The 16736-nt window shown below is 63.2% G+C and carries 10 protein-coding genes and 1 pseudogene; 9 read left to right on the top strand and 2 right to left on the bottom strand.

What is annotated here, in order from left to right; all coding sequences use genetic code 11:
* The first annotated feature begins 694 nt into the window (after positions 1 to 694).
* The 3 genes and pseudogenes from CUJ91_RS30305 (at position 695) to CUJ91_RS30300 (ending at position 5641) form a co-directional block, all read left to right on the top strand.
* A complete protein-coding gene (locus CUJ91_RS30305) occupies positions 695 to 1096 on the top strand; it encodes a RidA family protein (protein ID WP_053859743.1) in 402 nt (133 codons plus the stop codon).
* 771 nt (positions 1097 to 1867) lie between these two features.
* Positions 1868 to 1978: pseudogene (locus tag CUJ91_RS35295) on the top strand (ESPR domain-containing protein); the annotation flags it as partial.
* Between the two features lie 285 nt (positions 1979 to 2263).
* The gene (locus CUJ91_RS30300; RefSeq protein ID WP_244231045.1) at positions 2264 to 5641 is read left to right on the top strand and encodes a YadA family autotransporter adhesin; all 3378 of its coding nucleotides are present in this window, start codon (positions 2264 to 2266) and stop codon (positions 5639 to 5641) included.
* A 158-nt stretch (positions 5642 to 5799) separates the two neighbouring features.
* On the opposite strand, the gene CUJ91_RS30295 is transcribed toward CUJ91_RS30300, so the two are convergent.
* Positions 5800 to 9327, bottom strand: a complete 3528-nt coding sequence (locus tag CUJ91_RS30295) for a response regulator (protein WP_114157880.1) — start codon at positions 9325 to 9327, stop codon at positions 5800 to 5802.
* A gap of 371 nt (positions 9328 to 9698) precedes the next feature.
* On the opposite strand from CUJ91_RS30295, the gene CUJ91_RS30290 reads away from it, so the two are divergent.
* The 6 genes from CUJ91_RS30290 (at position 9699) to CUJ91_RS30260 (ending at position 16035) form a co-directional block, all read left to right on the top strand.
* On the top strand, positions 9699 to 10310 hold the full coding sequence (locus CUJ91_RS30290) for a DinB family protein (protein WP_114157879.1): 612 nt from the start codon (positions 9699 to 9701) through the stop codon (positions 10308 to 10310).
* 402 nt (positions 10311 to 10712) lie between these two features.
* Positions 10713 to 10964 carry a hypothetical protein gene (locus CUJ91_RS30280; protein WP_006047495.1) on the top strand — a complete coding sequence of 84 codons (252 nt, stop codon included), beginning with the start codon at positions 10713 to 10715 and terminating at the stop codon, positions 10962 to 10964.
* Positions 10965 to 11305: 341 nt separating this feature from the next.
* Positions 11306 to 12298, top strand: coding sequence for a DedA family protein/thiosulfate sulfurtransferase GlpE (locus CUJ91_RS30275; protein ID WP_006047494.1), 993 nt, complete (start codon positions 11306 to 11308; stop codon positions 12296 to 12298).
* 95 nt (positions 12299 to 12393) lie between these two features.
* Positions 12394 to 14109 carry an FAD-dependent oxidoreductase gene (locus tag CUJ91_RS30270; RefSeq protein WP_006047493.1) on the top strand — a complete coding sequence of 572 codons (1716 nt, stop codon included), beginning with the start codon at positions 12394 to 12396 and terminating at the stop codon, positions 14107 to 14109.
* 208 nt (positions 14110 to 14317) lie between these two features.
* Positions 14318 to 14593, top strand: a complete 276-nt coding sequence (locus CUJ91_RS30265; RefSeq protein ID WP_006047492.1) for a hypothetical protein — start codon at positions 14318 to 14320, stop codon at positions 14591 to 14593.
* A gap of 176 nt (positions 14594 to 14769) precedes the next feature.
* Entirely contained in the window at positions 14770 to 16035 is a 1266-nt protein-coding gene (locus tag CUJ91_RS30260) for a winged helix-turn-helix domain-containing protein (protein ID WP_114157877.1), read from the top strand.
* A gap of 21 nt (positions 16036 to 16056) precedes the next feature.
* Here the strand turns inward: CUJ91_RS30260 and CUJ91_RS30255 are convergent, their stop codons facing one another.
* Complete coding sequence (locus CUJ91_RS30255; protein WP_114157876.1) at positions 16057 to 16656, bottom strand: LysE family translocator; 600 nt, start codon at positions 16654 to 16656, stop codon at positions 16057 to 16059.
* Positions 16657 to 16736 lie beyond the last annotated feature (80 nt).

The raw sequence follows: 16736 nt of genomic DNA, 5'->3' as shown, positions 1-16736 counted from the left end.
GTTCGGGGACTGCTGGTCCTGAACCCGCCCATCAGCATCTGGCGCGGCGAGTCGCCCGTCTCGTTTGCGAGCCAGACGACATCTTCTTTCCACGGCTCGTTGCTCGTCAAGCGCGCTAACTTCTCCTGCAAAATCGCGATCCACGCGGTGGCGAATCTCGGTAGCTCGCGTTCCTGAAGTCGGAGCATGCGCTCGCGATTTTCGACAATACCGGGCTCGAGCAGCCGCAGATGAACTAGTCAGTCATGGCATCAAGTTTCTGCGCTGGCCGTGTAGAACGTTAGTATCACTACCTATTAGTGGTCATGTCATATCCGGCTTCGAATAGCAAATTCAATTGAGTCACTACCTCCAGAAAACAGGCTCTCGCTGCAATCATTCTCTTGGTGTCCGTGTGCGCAAAGCGGTCGACGGCGCCGGAGATGGGCGAGAACGACGCAGTGGCGCCTCGCCGATTTTCGCAAGTGCTCGAGAACTTGCTCGGAGAGCGGGTGACTGTGTCGTGTTGCCCAACGCAGGTCACGCGATGGCGCCTGAGCAGCCAAAAGCAATGGCCGACGCGATCCCGACGTTCGCGAAGCGCGTCAATCAGTAAGTGATTCCACGATGTCCAGACATCGGCGTCGGCCACGCGTCGCGACTTTTGATCGGTTATCGTATCAACCCACATTCGCAGCCGTGAGGTGCAATCTCCATGAGCCCTACCCCCGCTTTCTGGATGGTCCCCGGCGCGCCGACGCCAGTCGGCCCGTTCTCCCACGCCGTGGAAACCGACGGCTGGGTCTTCCTCACCGGCCAGATGCCGACCTCGCCCACCGACGACGCCGCGCCGCTTCCCGAAGGCGTGGTCGCGCAGACGAAGCGCGTGATGGACAACCTCGTGCTCGTGCTGCAAGGTCTCGAACTCGGCTTGCAACACGTGGTTGCCGTGCGCATTTTCCTCACCGAGTTCAAGCGCGACTACGGGGCGATGAACGACACTTATCGCGCGTACTTTCCCGCCGACGCGCTGCCTGCCCGGACGTGCATCGGCGTAACGGCATTGGCGCGTGACGCGCTGGTGGAAATCGACTTCATCGCGCGACGGCCGGGCTGAGCGTCGACGCCTCAGCACTGGCTCGATAGCCCATCCTGAGCAATTCGTTTTGCCGCAGCTTCGGGCCGTGCCGTGCCGCGGCCTTCACCCGATGTTCGCGACACCGTTCGAGAATCGCGAATCGGTTGAATGGGCAATTGCCTTCTCCATGACGTCCCCGTTATTCAGGGCGGACTAATTATCCGAATCAAATGCGAATGGATTAAAACGGGCGATGCAAAAAGTCCCGTTGTGACCATTAATAATTGCATGCAGCGGGGAAGGCGGCGGCGTTTCTATTAAATCTAATACGACCAATATTTTCCGACATTCAATGCACATGTCCGGCGCTGACATTTTCGCTTGCTGAAATTGAGGCGACTATTCAAGCATTTCGGCGCTATCACACCTTGCAGTGTTTTTCGTTAGGACAATTCCTAAAAGCGTCCGCGCCACATTCTTGCGTCTTGCATTTTCTTGATCTCCGTCACCGCTGATTTCTCAATTTTCCCTGGTATTTAGGAATAATCCTATTGAGCCATCGTTCAAGTCTCATAAAGTTCGGTTGTTGCCGGCAATTTTGAGACGGGGTGTGACTTAGCTATCGAGCTGAATTCAAATCCATAGTGGACGAGCAGTCGTCGCAAAAATCGTGAATCGGTGTGCGATTCAGTTGATTTTTGTGCGATTTAATCGTGACGAGCCGAGCGCAGTAATCGTCACGTCCACTCCCAAGCCTGAGTTGAGCAGCGACAGAACGCGTGACGATATTTGTTCAATAAGGGGTTTTAAATGAATAAAGCATTTCGCTCGGTTTGGAACGAGTCAACCGGCACTTGGGTGGCTGCGCAGGAAGATGCAAAAGGAAAAAGCAAAAATTCGAAACCCGCTTGTAAAAGTAGGCTGAGCGCTATTTCGTGCTCGTTAGGCGGCTCGGCGGGCATTGCGCTTGCGATTTTTTCTTTGCCAGCATCTGCAAGCGTTCTGTGTCTGTATGACAACATTGGAAAAGACCAGGTCTCCAGTAATTCGACATTTGCTAGTGGCTGTTCAAGCCGGTACGTGCCCTCCAGCGACTACTATGCCCTCCTCGAATCCGGCTCGCCGTCTGGAGCTTCCGGCATCGTGCTCCAGGCTGGAAACATAACGTACTACCTGGCCAGCACGATGACCCAGAACACGCTCACAATGAGCGTGTCTGACACCAACGTGTTGTTGGACGGCCTGGCGCCAGGAGCAGTAACAGCCTCAAGCCTGAATGCTATTAGCGGTTCCCAGCTTTACGGTACGGCAAGTACCACGGCGGCCGCGCTAGGCACGACGATGGCGGCGAACGGCACGATCGTTGCGCCTGGCTACGCGCTGCCGCAAGCGAATGCAATCGATGGGACGTCGGGCCCGGCTAACAACGTGAGTTCGGCGTTCGCTACGGTCGATACAGCCCTGGGCAAGTTAAGCGACAAGCTCAGCGCAGGCATCGAGTACTTCCACGCGAACTCGGCGCTGGCGGATTCGTCGGCGATTGGCTCCGAGGCGATCGCGATCGGTGGGGCCGCGGCCGCATCCTCCGGTGGTGCGATTGCCGTGGGCCAGCTAAGTATGTCCAACGGTACGGCTGCTGTTGCAATCGGCCAGAATGCAACCGCCACTGGCATTGCCAATATCGCGATCGGTCAACGCGCCACCAATGCGGCGACTCTCAACAATTCGATTGCAATTGGCGGAGACTCAAAATCGGGTGGTCAGTCAAGTTCGCTGGGTAATAGTGCCGACACGTCGGCAACCACATTCGCAGTCGCTGTCGGTCACAGCAGCGTGGTGACAGGTAGCTCCGGCACCGCGCTGGGTGCCGGAGCGTCGGCAGCGACGGCGAACTCGGTAGCGGTCGGCTCGAACTCGGTGGCGAACTCGACGACGCTGGCGACGGCAGGCTTCACGCCGCTCGGCGGCACGGCGATTTCGGCAGGGACGGCAGCCGGCGGCGAAGTGTCCGTGGGCTCGGCAGGTGCAGAGCGTCGCATCACGAACGTCGCGGCAGGCCTGAACGCCACGGACGCGGTGAACCTGAGCCAGCTCATGTCGGAAGACGCGAAGGTCAACACGATCAACAACAACGTGAACAACCTGAGCAACACGGTGAACAACATCGTGAACGGCGGCGGCATCAAGTACTTCAACGCTAACTCGACGCTGGCGGACTCGTCGGCAACGGGCACGGATGCAGTTTCGATCGGCGGCAATGCTCAGGCGACGACGGCGAACTCGGTGGCACTGGGCTCCAACTCGGTTGCCAACTCGAGCACGCTGGCGACGGCAGGCTTCAACCCGGGCAGCAGCGCAATCTCGGCAGCCACGGCAGCCGGCGGCGAAGTGTCGGTAGGCGCTTCAGGGGCAGAGCGTCGCATCACGAACGTGGCAGCAGGTCTGAATGCGACCGATGCGGTGAACGTAAGCCAGTTGCAGTCGGAAGACGCGAAGGTGAACCAGATCGGCACGAGCACGGCGGCGTCGCTGGGTGGCGGTTCGACCTACGACACGACGACGGGCGCAATCACGAACCCGACGTACTCCGTGGGCGGCACGACCGTCAACAACGTGGGTGACGCGCTCACCAATCTGGATGGCCGTACGACGCAGAACACGACGAACATCGGCAGCCTGACGCAGAACATCAACAACGGTACGGTCGGTCTCGTGCAGCAGGACGCAACGTCGCGCAACGTCACGGTGGCGAAGGATACCGGCGGCACGGTGGTGAACTTCACGGGTACGGCAGGTTCGCGCACGCTGACCGGTGTAGCAGCAGGCGCGCTCAACGCCACGAGCGTGGATGTGGTGAACGGTTCGCAGTTGTACGCGACGAACCTGAACGTCTCGAACCTGACGAACGTCGTCAACAACATCAGCAGCGGCGGCGGCATCAAGTACTTCAACGCTAACTCGACGCTGGCGGACTCGTCGGCAACGGGCACGGATGCGGTGGCGATCGGCGGCAACGCACAGGCGACGACGATGAACTCGGTGGCACTTGGGTCCAACTCGGTGGCCAACTCGACCACGCTGGCGACGGCTGGCTTCAACCCTGGCGGCAGCACAATCTCGGCAGCCACGGCAGCCGGCGGCGAAGTGTCGGTAGGCGCGGCAGGTGCAGAGCGTCGTATCACGAACGTGGCAGCAGGTCAGAATCCGACCGATGCGGTGAACGTGAGCCAGTTGCAGTCGGAAGACGCGAAGGTGAACCAGATCGGCACGAGCACAGCGTCGTCGCTGGGCGGCGGTTCGACCTACGACACGACGACGGGCGCAATCGCGGCCCCGGCGTACTCCGTCGGCGGCACGACCGTCAACAACGTGGGTGATGCGCTCACCAATCTGGACGGCCGTACGACGCAGAACACGTCGGACATCACCAACATCAACAACACGCTGAACAACATCACCAATGGCGGCGTCGCTACCAGGTACTTCCACGCCAACACGACGTTGCCGGATTCACAGGCGACGGGCGCGGAATCGGTGGCGATCGGCGGCAACGCGCAATCTCTCGCGACGAACTCGGTTGCGCTGGGTTCGAACTCGGCGGCTGATCGTGCCAACACGGTGTCGGTCGGCTCGGCGGGCAACGAACGCCAGATCACCAACGTCGCAGCCGGCACGGCCGACACGGACGCAGTGAACCTCGCTCAGTTGAAGGCCTCGGGCATCATCAACCCGAACGGCACGACCAACGCGGCAGTCACGTACGACCACAACGCCGATGGTACGACCAACTACAGCAGCGTGACGATGGGTAACGGTGCTGCGGGCGGCACGACAATCCGCAACGTGGCGGCAGGTACGTCCGGTAACCACGCAGTCAACGTCGACCAGATGAACGCAGCGATCTCGACGGCGACGGACATTGCCAAAGCAGCCAGCAACCCGATGTTTGCAGCAGACGGCAACCAGGACACGCAGATGGCTAGCGCAACTGGCTCGTATTCGACTGCGATGGGTGCCAGCGCCAATGCCGGCGGCAAGCAGTCGATTGCAGCCGGCAACAATGCCAACGCAAGCAGTGAAGGTGCAACTGCGATCGGCGCCAATACTCAGGCGACCGGCAAGGGTTCGGTTGCCCTGGGTTCCGACTCGGTGGCAGACCGCGACAACACGGTGTCGGTGGGCTCGGCAACGAACCAGCGCCAGGTCGCCAACGTCGCAGCCGGTACGGCGACGCACGACGCAGTCAACTTTGGTCAGTTGAACGACGCGATCGGCAATCTGCCGGCCGGCATGACGGCAAAGACCTACGTCGATCAGCAGATCAACTCGGTGCAGAACAGCGTCAACCAGGTCGCCAGGAGCGCTTACTCGGGTATTGCGGCAGCCACCGCGCTGACGATGATCCCGGACGTCGATGAGGACAAGAGGATCGCGGTCGGTATCGGCGGCGGTTCGTACAAGGGTGCGCAGGCTGTGGCGCTCGGCATCTCGGCGCGTATCAATGACAACCTGAAGATGAAGGCCGGCGCGGGCACCAGTTCGGGTGACACGACGTTCGGCGTGGGTGCTTCGTATCAGTGGTAAGTGCCGTGATGGATCGGACGCAAGTCCGGTCCATCAACCGGATCTGCGTTGACTGAACTGCAAGCGCGCCCTTGTCCGTCGGACCCTTGGCAAGGGCGCCGCTTCAATCACTGCATTCGTGAAAATGAACACTTCTCTCTTTAAATCTATGCGCCGACTCAATGCGCCGACGCTTCGTCGACGCCATAGCGATCGCACAACGCTTCGTGCAGCGACACGGCGCGCTCGTCCATCTCCGTCGTCCAGCTCTCGCTTTCGTTGCATAGGCGCTGCAACTGCCTGCATTCCTCGACGAATCCCGGCTCCTGCACGATCACGAACGCGCCGCTCGCGCTATGCGCCCAGCCGGCCAGCGCCTCCCGGTCTTCTTCATCGACGATGGCGAGAAGCCGCGGCAAGTCGTTCTTCAAATGCTCCTTGAGCATCGCGGTGTAGCGCGCTCTCTCATCGACGGTGAGTGTGCTTGCAGCCGAGGCAGCGGACGCCGGCCCTGTCGTGCGCGCCGCGCTGTCCTTCGCGACGGGCGCCACCGCGACCAGCGCAGTCTCGAGTTCGCTCAACGAAGCGGGCTTCGACACATGACCGCTGAAGCCGCGCTCGCGCCAGCTATGCGCCTCCTGATTCTCCGCGACCGCGCTGAAGGCAAGCACCGGCACCTGCTGGTCCCGCTCGCGCAGCGCGGCAAGCAGTCGATAGCCGTCCATCGCCGGCATGTGGATGTCGGTGAGCACGGCGTCAAAACGCTTCGCCTGAAACGTGGCGAGCGCCTGTTCGCCGTCTGGCGCGATGGTCGGCACGCAGCCGAGCGTCGCAAGCTGTTCGGCGATCAGGCTCTGGATCAGCGGATTGTCTTCGGCGACCAGAACCCTGAGTCCTTGCAACGCCGGATGCGTCGCCACGGAAGGCGCGGGAGCAGGCGCCGCGTCCAATGCGTTCGATGCGTCCATCTCGGATGCCGCCGCTGCCGCCGATGCGGACACCGCAGCAACAGGCACGCCGTCGACGGCCTGCTCGATGGCCCTGCGAATCGCCGTGGCGCTGAATTCGGTCACTTCGAGCACGCCCTCATCACGCGCGCGCGGTCGCGCCGGGCCCTCGCGAGTGATCCACACGGCGCTCAGCGGCTGCAACGCGCGCAAGCTCGCGATCGCCTCGAGATCGTATGCGTCGGAGACAATCAGCGCCATTGCGCAGTTCGTCCGCAGCCAGTTCTGCGCGTCAGCCAGCGTCGAGACGACGTGCGCGCTCCAGCCAAAGTGCTCGAGCCAGCGGTCGAGCAGATTGACGACCTCGCGATCGGGAAACAGCGCGAGCAGCGGTCCACGCGTTGCCGGCTGAGGCGCCGGTTTTTCGTCAGGCGACGCAACCAGCGGAATCGATACATTGAATACGCTGCCGACGCCCACCACGCTTTCCGCCGACACCGCGCCGCCCATCAACTCGCACAGCCGCGCGCAGATCGCGAGTCCAAGGCCGGTGCTTTCCGCGCCGCGCGAGGCGCCTGCCTCGCCTTGCACGAACGGCTTGAAAAGCCGCCCGACGAGTTCCTCGCTCATGCCGGGCCCCGAATCGGAGACGCGGCACTTCAGGACCGGGTGGCCTGGCGTATCGTCGGCGAGTTCGGCTTGCAGCGTGATCTTGCCGCTCGACGTGAACTTGAATGCATTGCTCAACAGATTGTTGATGACCTGCGCGATCCGCATTCTGTCGCCGATCACCGTGCGATCGATCGCGGGCGAAAGCAGCGAATAGAAACGCACGCGCCGATCGCCCGCCATCGACGCATACGAAAGCGCGATGTTCTCGAATGCGTCGAGCAGCGCAAAGGGCGCGCGCACCAGAAGCATTTCGCCCGCATCGATCTTGGAGAAATCGAGAATGTCGTTGACGACGCGGCGCAGCGCATCGCCCGCCACGTTCAGACTGGCGAGCCGCTGCGCATGCGCGTCGAGCCCAGGCGTACGCGCGAACAGTTCGAGATTGCCGAGCAGCGCATTCAACGGCGTCCGGATTTCGTGACTCATCGCGGCAAAAAAATTCGTGCGCGCGCGCATCATCGCTTCCGACGTCTGCTGCGCTTGCCGCAGTTGCTGTTCGAGCTCGTGCTGCGCGGTCACGTCGAGGATCGCGCAGAACAACACGTCCTCGCCGGCATAACGAGCGGGCGCATAGGTGAACTGCAGGAAGCGGGCGGGCGTGCTGTCCGTCTGAACCGGCGCCGAGGACGCTTGCGAAGGCGCCGGCTGAACTTCCTGCACGGGCCTCGCCGGTGCGACGAAAGCGGCAATCCGCGCCAACGCGGCCGCCGAAACCTGCTCCGGCACCTTCGTCAGAAACTCGGCGGCAATATGCGGCGGCAGGCGGCTCGTGCCCGGCTCGATACCCAGGAGTTCGGTGGCGAGTGCATTCGCCGTCAATATCGAACAGTCGCTTCGCCGGACGATGCACAGTCCGACCGGCGTCGCGCTCACCAGAATGTGATTGAGCGTCTCGCTTTCCAGCGCGCGCGAGGTCTCGGCGAACGCACTGCGCAGAAGCCGCAGTCCGAAGAAGCGCGCGGTCAGCGCGATAGCCAGCAGCACCAGCAACGCGAGCCCGCCGATCACGCCGAGTTGCCAGCCGAGCGCCACGGCGAGCGCGCCCCACGGCACGTAGCCGACCAGCGAGCCGAAGCCCGGCATCAACGGCTCGTGAAAAATCGCGCCTTCGCGGCCGAAGTGGAAGGCGTGAGACGGGGTCGCGGCTATCGTCCGTTGCAGCCTCGCGCCGGTTTGCGCGCTGAGCGCGGCGGAAGATACGAGAATGCGCCGGTCAGGGCCCATCAGCAAAGTCGCGCCCGCGCCGCCGGGCGGCGCAAGGCGCGCGGCGAGCACGTCGAGCGAAACGCTTGTGGTGATCAGCGTGACAGGCTTGTCGCCTTCGTAGTAGGCACTCACCACCGAGATGACCGGCGTGTTGCGCAGCGGATCGCGATACGGTCCGATCCACACGTGCTCGCCTTTGCCGGGCACGCGCTTGCCTGTTTGCGCTTGCAGCTCATGCTCGATCGTGTCGCGCAACGTGCCGATTACCGCCTCTTGCGGCGGCGGCGCCCGCGTGGCCCCGGCTCCAACGTCGGTTGCCGAATCCGCGAGCGAAGGCAAAATCACGGCGTAATTTTCATCGAGGCCGATCAGCGTCGCGTGCTGCGCGAGTTCGAACGCCTGCTGCGTGACCAGCGTCGATTGTGCGGATTCATACAGCCGCCAGACTTTGTCGCCGAACTGCGCACCCCACGCCGCGCGCGTTGCCTGGCCGATGACGATGTCGAATTCCGCGTCGACCCGGTCGACCTTGCCGCGCGCCGCGCCCGTCTGCGCGATGGATCGCTCCACCGCTTCGGGTGCGCGCCGCACCTGGGTCGCGCTGTAGTAATAGTCGAGAGTGAATTCGGTGCGCCGCAAGAACGACTCTTTGCGATGCAGGAGTAGCGACAGGTCGGTGGCGCTTTGCGTCGCGAACGTCCGGCGGTATTCCAGTTGCTTCAGCCCCGCGACCACAGCCAGCAGGAGCGAAAAGATCACCACCATCAGCATCAATGAGCCGATTGTCGCGAGATAAACCCGCCGCTGGCGCTTCGCGTTTTTTGCGAGCGAGGCAAACGCCTGAGCGAGTGACTCTTGAGTACGATCAAGGATTTTCTGCATCGGCCCAAGTACGTTGCGGTTCGCGCAGGCAGACCGCTGCGATCTTTGGCAAACCACGTCTGCTGACCTATACCGGCGCAGTGTAGTCTTTTTGAAGATGATGCGCGACGCATCCGGCACCTTTTACGCATTGACCTTTCACGCATTGACCTTACGCATTGATCGGATAGATCAGCATTACTCCCACCTCGACAGCGATGAATTGGCGACCCACGATGCATGCGTCAGTGCCCGATGAATGCATGGGGCGGACTGACCCAAGTAACAACGGCGTTTAGCGGCCCGTCGCAAGACGGGCCGTTTTTTTTGTGCGCGGTCTATGCTGTTCAGGCGCAGAGGTCGATGTGCGCACACCATCCACGGAGGCAGACATGGTTCGTTCCGACTCGCGAGGCGCTGCGCCGCGCGATGCGCTGTCTGAGCATTTCAGCGATATGGCGCGCAACAACGCGTGGTCCAACCTGCGCCTTTACCGCGCGTGTCTGAGCTTGAGCGACGAAGCGTTCGCCGCGCACCGGGTGAGCTTCTTTCCGTCGTTGCAGCTCACGCTGAATCACATTCTGCTGGTGGACCGCTACTACTTCGACGCGCTGATCGACGGCGGCCAGGGCCTCACGATTTTCGACGACGAAGTGCCCTATCCGCACGCGGCGCAACTATGGCAGGCTCAGGCGGACAGCGACCACGCGCTGCTGAGCTTCTGCGAATCGCTGACGGCCGACGACTTGCAGCGCGAAGTGCAAATCGACCGGGGTCCGTCGATCGGCGTGCAACGCGAACGCATCGGCAACGTGCTGCCGCATGTGTTCGTGCATCAGATCCATCATCGCGGACAGGTTCATGCGATGTTGAGCGGCACCGCCATCGCGCCGCCGCAACTCGACGAGTTCTTTCTCGATGCCGACGCGCCGCTGCGCGCCTCGGAGATGCGGGAGCTGGAGCGCATGCGTGAAGGACGTGCAGAGCGTAATCGGCCGCTATAGCGTCGCGGCGCTCATGGCATTGCCTGCCCACGCTGCGACACGCGCCTCATGATCTCTTCAGGTGCGCTTTGCATCGGGCGTTTTTGCCGATCAGCGCGCACGCGGTTGCGCGTCGCGTCTAACCGTACCGCGCGTCACGCGCATGACAACGTCGAAGAACGATTGCACCGCGACGGGGCAGGAAAAATGCAGCCGTCGTCGCGACGACTCCGTTAAACTCATTGTCACTGCGAACGTCATCGCCTGCGTGGGCGCGCGGCCCGCAAGGCCACGCGCACGGCGGCGCTCGGGCTTGCAGGCAGAGGCGCCGGCAATCGCCAAAAGCGTCAACATTGCGCGACAGACGGCGCGTCATGCTGCCCGTACAATGATTCGATCAACAACGGAACAAGGACAACTTCGATGCGCACTACCGGGTCCTCCGGGTCAATGGCCCTGCTCACCGAATACGACGACGCAACCGGGCGTGAACTGCGCACGCTGCGCCTCGAATCGACAGAAGACGGCAAAGGCATCCTTCTGGTCGAAGTCGACGAGCGCAAGCCAGGCATCCATCGGGAAGTCCGCTACGAAATCACGCCGGCGGAACTGATTGCCGCGATTCGCGCGCACGGCGCCGAGTTGCCCGGCGAGCAGCACAATCATCGTCAATAACGCAAACGCGCGGCGCCTTGTGGTGGGCGTCGCGTAGGCAGCGGTTTTCGCCGGCGTTGCAGTCGGCGTTTGTTGCTCGCGGTTCTGATGCTCGCCGCTCTGTTGCTCGCCCTTTCCCGCAGTCTTCGCGCGCCGATTTTATTCAGAGCGCGCGAGCTTTAATCGTTTTTGATTATTAGAATCCGGGCCGCGCGGCGGTAGCGCTTCCAACGCCGCTTCCAACCCCGAATAACCGGGGCATTTCAAGGGCTTTGCACGTCTTGAAAATGGTCCATAATCGCTCCATTCTCCTTTGCTTCCCTACTGCGCGCCGTGCCTGAAAAGGCCGCGGATGTAAGTCGATGCTACATGACCTCGTCGAGCAATATGGCCCGGCGCTCATCTTTGTGAACGTGCTGGCCGCCTCCATCGGCCTGCCGGTGCCGGCCATGCCGTCGCTCGTGTTGTTCGGCGCGATGGCCGCAATGCATCCGGGGTCCGTCGGCACGGAATTGCTGCCGGTGCTCGTGCTGTCGATCTTCGCGACGCTGATCGGCGACAGCGCCTGGTATCTGGCGGGCCGGCTGTACGGCGGCAATACGCTGAAAACGATCTGCCGTCTGTCGCTGTCGCGTGACACGTGCGTCAAGAAAACCGAGCGCTTTTTCGGGCGTTGGGGCGTGCGCGTGCTGGCCGTCGCCAAGTTCGTCCCTGGCCTGTCGATCGTGTCGATTCCAATGGCGGGCGCAATGGGCACGCGCTACCGCACGTTCCTCACCTACGACAGCATTGGCGCCGCGTTGTGGTCGGGCACGGGGCTCATCGTCGGCGCGTTGTTCGCGCGTCAGATCGACATGGTGTTCGCAGCCGCCGGGCGTCTCGGGCGCACTGCCGGCGCGGTCGCCATCGCGTTGCTGCTGTTGTATGCGGTGTACCGCTGGATTCGCCGTCGTCAGTTGATCAACAAGCTCGCGTCCGCCCGCATCGAAGTGGACGAGCTCGCCGAGCTGGTCGCCGCGGGCAACACGCCGGTGCTGTTCGACATCCGCTCGCACGAGAAGCGCAAGCTCGATCCGTTCGTGATTCCCGGCTCGCAATTCGCCGACGAACGGCAGCTCGATCAGATCGTCGCCACTTATCCGCGCGATCAGAAACTGGTGATCTACTGTTCGTGCCCGAATGAAATTTCGGCCGCATGGATGGCCAAGCAGTTGAACGAAGCGGGCTTCGACGACGTGCTGCCGTTGCGCGGCGGCATGGAAGCCTGGCGCGACTCCGGCCGGCCCGTCGAGGGCTTGCCCGGCATGCCGCCACCCGAAGCCGCCGTCGAGCATATCGCGCCGAAAGCGGTCTGACGCCGCGCGCGGCACCTTCGCTAGCGCGCGCGCTGGCGGATGCGCGCCGTCGCGCCTTCGTTCAGTCAATCAACGAACATCGAGGGAGCGGTTCGATGCTTTCCACTGCAGAACCCGAAGTACAGCCCGATGCGGTAGTCGCGGACGCACCGTTTTCCAATCTGTCGACGCGCATGCACCAGATGTTTCCCGAGCTCACCGCGGCGGAAATCGATCGCGTGCGCAAGTTCGGCGAAGTCGGCCAATGGCAGGCTGGCGAGCTGCTGTTCGAGACGGGCCACACCGGCCCGGGCATGTTCGTGCTGCTCGAAGGGCGCGTGAAGATTTCCCAGCGCGACGGCATCGGCCGTGAAGTGGTGATCGGCGAACACGGGCCGGGGCATTTCCTCGCCGAGGTCGGTCAACTGTCCGGGCGTCACGCGCTCGTCAACGGCATGGCGCTCACTCACGTCAAGGCGTTGCTGATTCCGCCGGAGAGGCTGCGCGCGCTGCTGGTGGCGGAAGCCGAGCTTGGCGAGCGCATCATGCGCGCGCTGATTCTGCGGCGCGTATCGCTGATCGAAAAAGGCGCGGGCGGGCCGATCCTGATCGGCAGCAGTACCGACGCACGGCTCGTGATGCTGCAAGGCTTCCTGTCGCGCAACGGCCATCCGCACTCCACGATCGACGAATGCGATGAGGACGCGTTGCGCCTCGTCGAGCAGTTCGGCGCGCAGGACGGAGACATGCCGCTGGTGATTTGCCCCGACGGCTCGGTGCTGCGCCATCCGAGCATGCCGGAACTGGCGACCGCGCTCGGCCTGCTGCCCGATCTGAACGACTGCATGGTCTACGACGTCGCGATCGTGGGCGCGGGGCCGGCCGGACTCGCCACCGCGGTCTATGCGGCGTCGGAAGGTCTCTCGGTGATCGTGCTCGACAGCCGCGCGCCCGGCGGCCAGGCGGGCGCGAGCTCGCGAATCGAAAACTATCTCGGCTTCCCGACCGGCATCTCCGGTCAGGCGTTGGCGGGCCGCGCGTTCGTGCAGGCGCAGAAGTTCGGCGCGCACGTCGCCATTCCTGTGCATGTGAAGGCGCTGCATTGCGGCGAGGCGCCGTACCGGCTCGAGCTCAAATGCGGCGGCCATATCAGCGCGCGGACAATCGTCATCGCGAGCGGCGCCGTGTACCGGCGCCCCGCGCTGGAAGGACTCGACCGTTTCGAGGGACGCGGCGTGTACTACTGGGCGTCGCCCGTCGAAGCGAAGCTGTGCAAGCGCCAGCAAGTCGTGCTGGTGGGCGGCGGCAATTCGGCCGGCCAGGCGATCGTCTATCTGGCGACGCACGCGGCCAAGGTCCACGTACTGATCCGGCGCAGCGGCTTCGAGGCGACCATGTCGCGCTATCTGATCGACCGTATCCGCTCGTTGCCGAACGTCGTCGTTCATCCGAATTCGGAGATCGGCCAGCTCATCGCGGACGAAAGCGGACTCGCGGCGGTCGCCCTGAAAAAGCCCCTGCCCGACGGCACGGAGCAGATCGACACGCGGCATCTGTTCCTCTTCACCGGCGCGGACCCGAACACCGACTGGCTGCGCACCTGCGGCGTGGAACTCGACGAGAAGGGCTTCGTGTTGACGGGCACGGGCGCGGACGGCGCGTCGGCTTGCGACCTCGCGACCACCGTCAAAGGCGTGTACGCGATCGGCGACGCCCGCGCGGGCTCGACCAAACGCGTGGCGGCGGCGGTCGGCGAAGGCGCGGCCGTGGTCGCGCAAATTCACCAACTGCTGGCCGTTTCCGCGGACGAGGCGGTCGCCTCGGTGGCCTGAACGGGCGCTCATGCAAGGGCCGTTGCCGCCGCCACACGTGGCGGCGGCGCCCCTGAAGTAATGGCTTCCGAAGTAATCCCCTGTTACACACGCCTGCAACTCGTTGCACCTGCTTTTCTTTCTGCCTCGTAAGATAGACGTCAGCCATTCGACAGTGAATGCCGACCGTCGAAACAGCCATTGTCTTGCTGGGAGACAGGAGAAAAGCATGAACACACGCGCGATCGTCTTCGCCGCCTTCGGACTTGCCGCCGCCTGCGCATCGACTGCCGCTTCCGCTCGCGTCGACGTCGGCGTGTTCGTCAACACGCCGGGCCCCGTCTATGCCGCGCCGCCGGTCATGTACGCGCCGCCGCCGGTCGTCTATGCGCCTCAGCCGGTCTACGGTTACGGCTATCGCGACGACTATTACCGGGAGCGCCGCTGGCATCACGATCACGGCCGTCATCGCGGCTGGGACAAGCATCACGGCCGCGGCTGGTAATCGTCGGAGCGAGCAACGCGGCCGCTCGTCTTGCACGGCACTTCGCTCGTCACTGCGGCGCTTCGCTCGTCACGCCGTCAACCACGGCGCCGACGCATTCACGCTACAGTAGCGTCTGCTGATTCAGGCGGGCTTTCTGCCCGCTTCATCGCAGTCACTTACTGAACGACGTCCGCGTGAAGACTCTTTCGCTTTCCGCCGCCCGCACACTCCACCTGGCCGCGCAAGGTCTGCTGTCGCCGCCGCGCCGCAAGGCCACCAAAGCCGACGTGCTCGAAGCAATCCGCCGCATGGCGCAGTTGCAGATCGACACGATTCATGTGGTCGCGCGCAGTCCTTATCTCGTGCTCTTTAGCCGGCTCGGCGCCTATCCGCAGCAATGGCTCGACGAACATCTCGCCGCAGGCAAGCTGTTCGAATACTGGTCGCATGAAGCCTGTTTTCTGCCGATCGAAGACTACGGACTGCTGCGCCATCGCATGCTGGACCCGAGCGGCATGGGCTGGAAATACGCGGCCGACTGGCACCACAAACATCGCAAGGACATCGACGCACTGCTCGAACACATTCGAGCAACGGGCCCCGTGCGCTCGGCGGATTTCGCTCGCGAGTCGGGCAAAGGCAACGGCTGGTGGGACTGGAAGCCGGAGAAGCGTCATCTGGAAGTGCTGTTCGCCATCGGGCAATTGATGGTGGCCGAGCGGCGCAATTTTCAGCGCGTCTACGACGTCACGGAACGCGTGTTGCCGCATTGGGACGACGCTCGCGATCTGCCGCCGCAACAGGCCGTCGCCGACGAACTGCTGCGCCGCACGTGCCGCGCGCTCGGCGTCGCGCGGGCCGACTGGGTCGCGGACTACTACCGGCTGCCGCGCCGTCCGTATCGCGACGAACTTCATGCGCTTGCCGATCAAGGGGAACTGATTCCTGTGCAGGTGCCCGGCTGGAAGCAGGACACGTTCGTGCATCGCGACTTCGGCCCCATGCTCGACGACGCCGCGAGCGGCAAGCTCGCATCGACGGTGACGACGGTGCTCTCGCCATTCGACCCGGTCGTGTGGGATCGCAAACGCGTGGCCGCGCTGTTCGACTTCGACTACGCGATCGAATGCTATACGCCGGCAGCGAAGCGCAAATACGGCTACTTCGTGCTGCCTCTGCTGAGCCGCGGGCGTCTGGTCGGCCGCGTCGATGCGAAAGCGCACCGCGCGGAAGGTGTTTTCGAATTGAAATCGGTGCACATGGAAGCGGGCGTACGGCCGAGCGCGCGGCTCGCGGGCGATCTGCGACGCGCGTTGCAACGGTGTGCAGATTGGCACGGCACGCCGCATCTGCAGATCACGTCGGCGGCGCCGGAATGGCGCGAAGCGCTCAGCGCGGGCGAGGACGAAGCGGAAACCGAAGCCGAAGACGTGAAACCGAAAGTGAAAGCGAGCGCATAGGCACGCCTTCAGCGCGTGCCGTCAATGCAACGCCGACCATGCAAGCGTCAGCGAAAACACGCCGAGCACGACCGACGCGCCGCGCTGGATCTTCGCCGGATCGAGCCAGCCGAGCTTGCCGCTGCCGAGTGCCGCGCCGAACGCAATCCACGCGAGCGCGATCGGCGCGAGAAGGCACGCGAATATCAGCATCGACAGCAGATACGCCGGCCAAAGCACGAAAGCAGCAGCCGGAAAGATGGTGCCCGCGAACAGCAGCGCCTTGGGATTGAGCAGCGTCGCGATGAACAGGCGCAGTGTGCCGCTCGCTTTTTGCGTCGAGTCCGGCAACGCGACGGCCGCGCGCCACATATCGACGGCGAGCCACGCGATGTACGTCCCCGCCGCCACGCGCAGCAGCGCGGGCAGCCAGGGCAGCGCGTGCGCGGCCTGTGCGAGAAAGCGTCCCCAGACGGAAATGGCGACGAGATAGCCGGCGAGTTCGGCGGCTATGAGCGGCAGCGAGCGCCGCACGCCCTGGCGCAGACCGGCCGACGCGAGCAACGTATTGGTGGGGCCCGGCGTGATGAGCACGACGACAATGCCGACGGCTAATAACGCGATAGCGGACACAGAGAACATGGAAAAGGCGCAATGTTGGAAACAGTGCGCCTTTTTATCACAGAAGCGGATTCGGCCCGCAAACAGGCTCTATCGCGATA

This window comes from Paraburkholderia graminis, from assembly GCF_003330785.1.
GTDB lineage: Bacteria > Pseudomonadota > Gammaproteobacteria > Burkholderiales > Burkholderiaceae > Paraburkholderia > Paraburkholderia graminis.
This window is presented reverse-complemented; position numbering and strand designations above follow the sequence as displayed.

Coding starts and splice junctions, on each gene's coding strand:
- CUJ91_RS30295 (WP_114157880.1), bottom strand. CDS start 9,327: ATGCAGAAAATCCTTGATCGTACTCAAGAGTCACTCGCTCAGGCGTTT.
- CUJ91_RS30280 (WP_006047495.1), top strand. CDS start 10,713: ATGCGCACTACCGGGTCCTCCGGGTCAATGGCCCTGCTCACCGAATAC.
- CUJ91_RS30300 (WP_244231045.1), top strand. CDS start 2,264: ATGAGCGTGTCTGACACCAACGTGTTGTTGGACGGCCTGGCGCCAGGA.
- CUJ91_RS30275 (WP_006047494.1), top strand. CDS start 11,306: ATGCTACATGACCTCGTCGAGCAATATGGCCCGGCGCTCATCTTTGTG.
- CUJ91_RS30265 (WP_006047492.1), top strand. CDS start 14,318: ATGAACACACGCGCGATCGTCTTCGCCGCCTTCGGACTTGCCGCCGCC.
- CUJ91_RS30305 (WP_053859743.1), top strand. CDS start 695: ATGAGCCCTACCCCCGCTTTCTGGATGGTCCCCGGCGCGCCGACGCCA.
- CUJ91_RS30290 (WP_114157879.1), top strand. CDS start 9,699: ATGGTTCGTTCCGACTCGCGAGGCGCTGCGCCGCGCGATGCGCTGTCT.
- CUJ91_RS30255 (WP_114157876.1), bottom strand. CDS start 16,656: ATGTTCTCTGTGTCCGCTATCGCGTTATTAGCCGTCGGCATTGTCGTC.
- CUJ91_RS30270 (WP_006047493.1), top strand. CDS start 12,394: ATGCTTTCCACTGCAGAACCCGAAGTACAGCCCGATGCGGTAGTCGCG.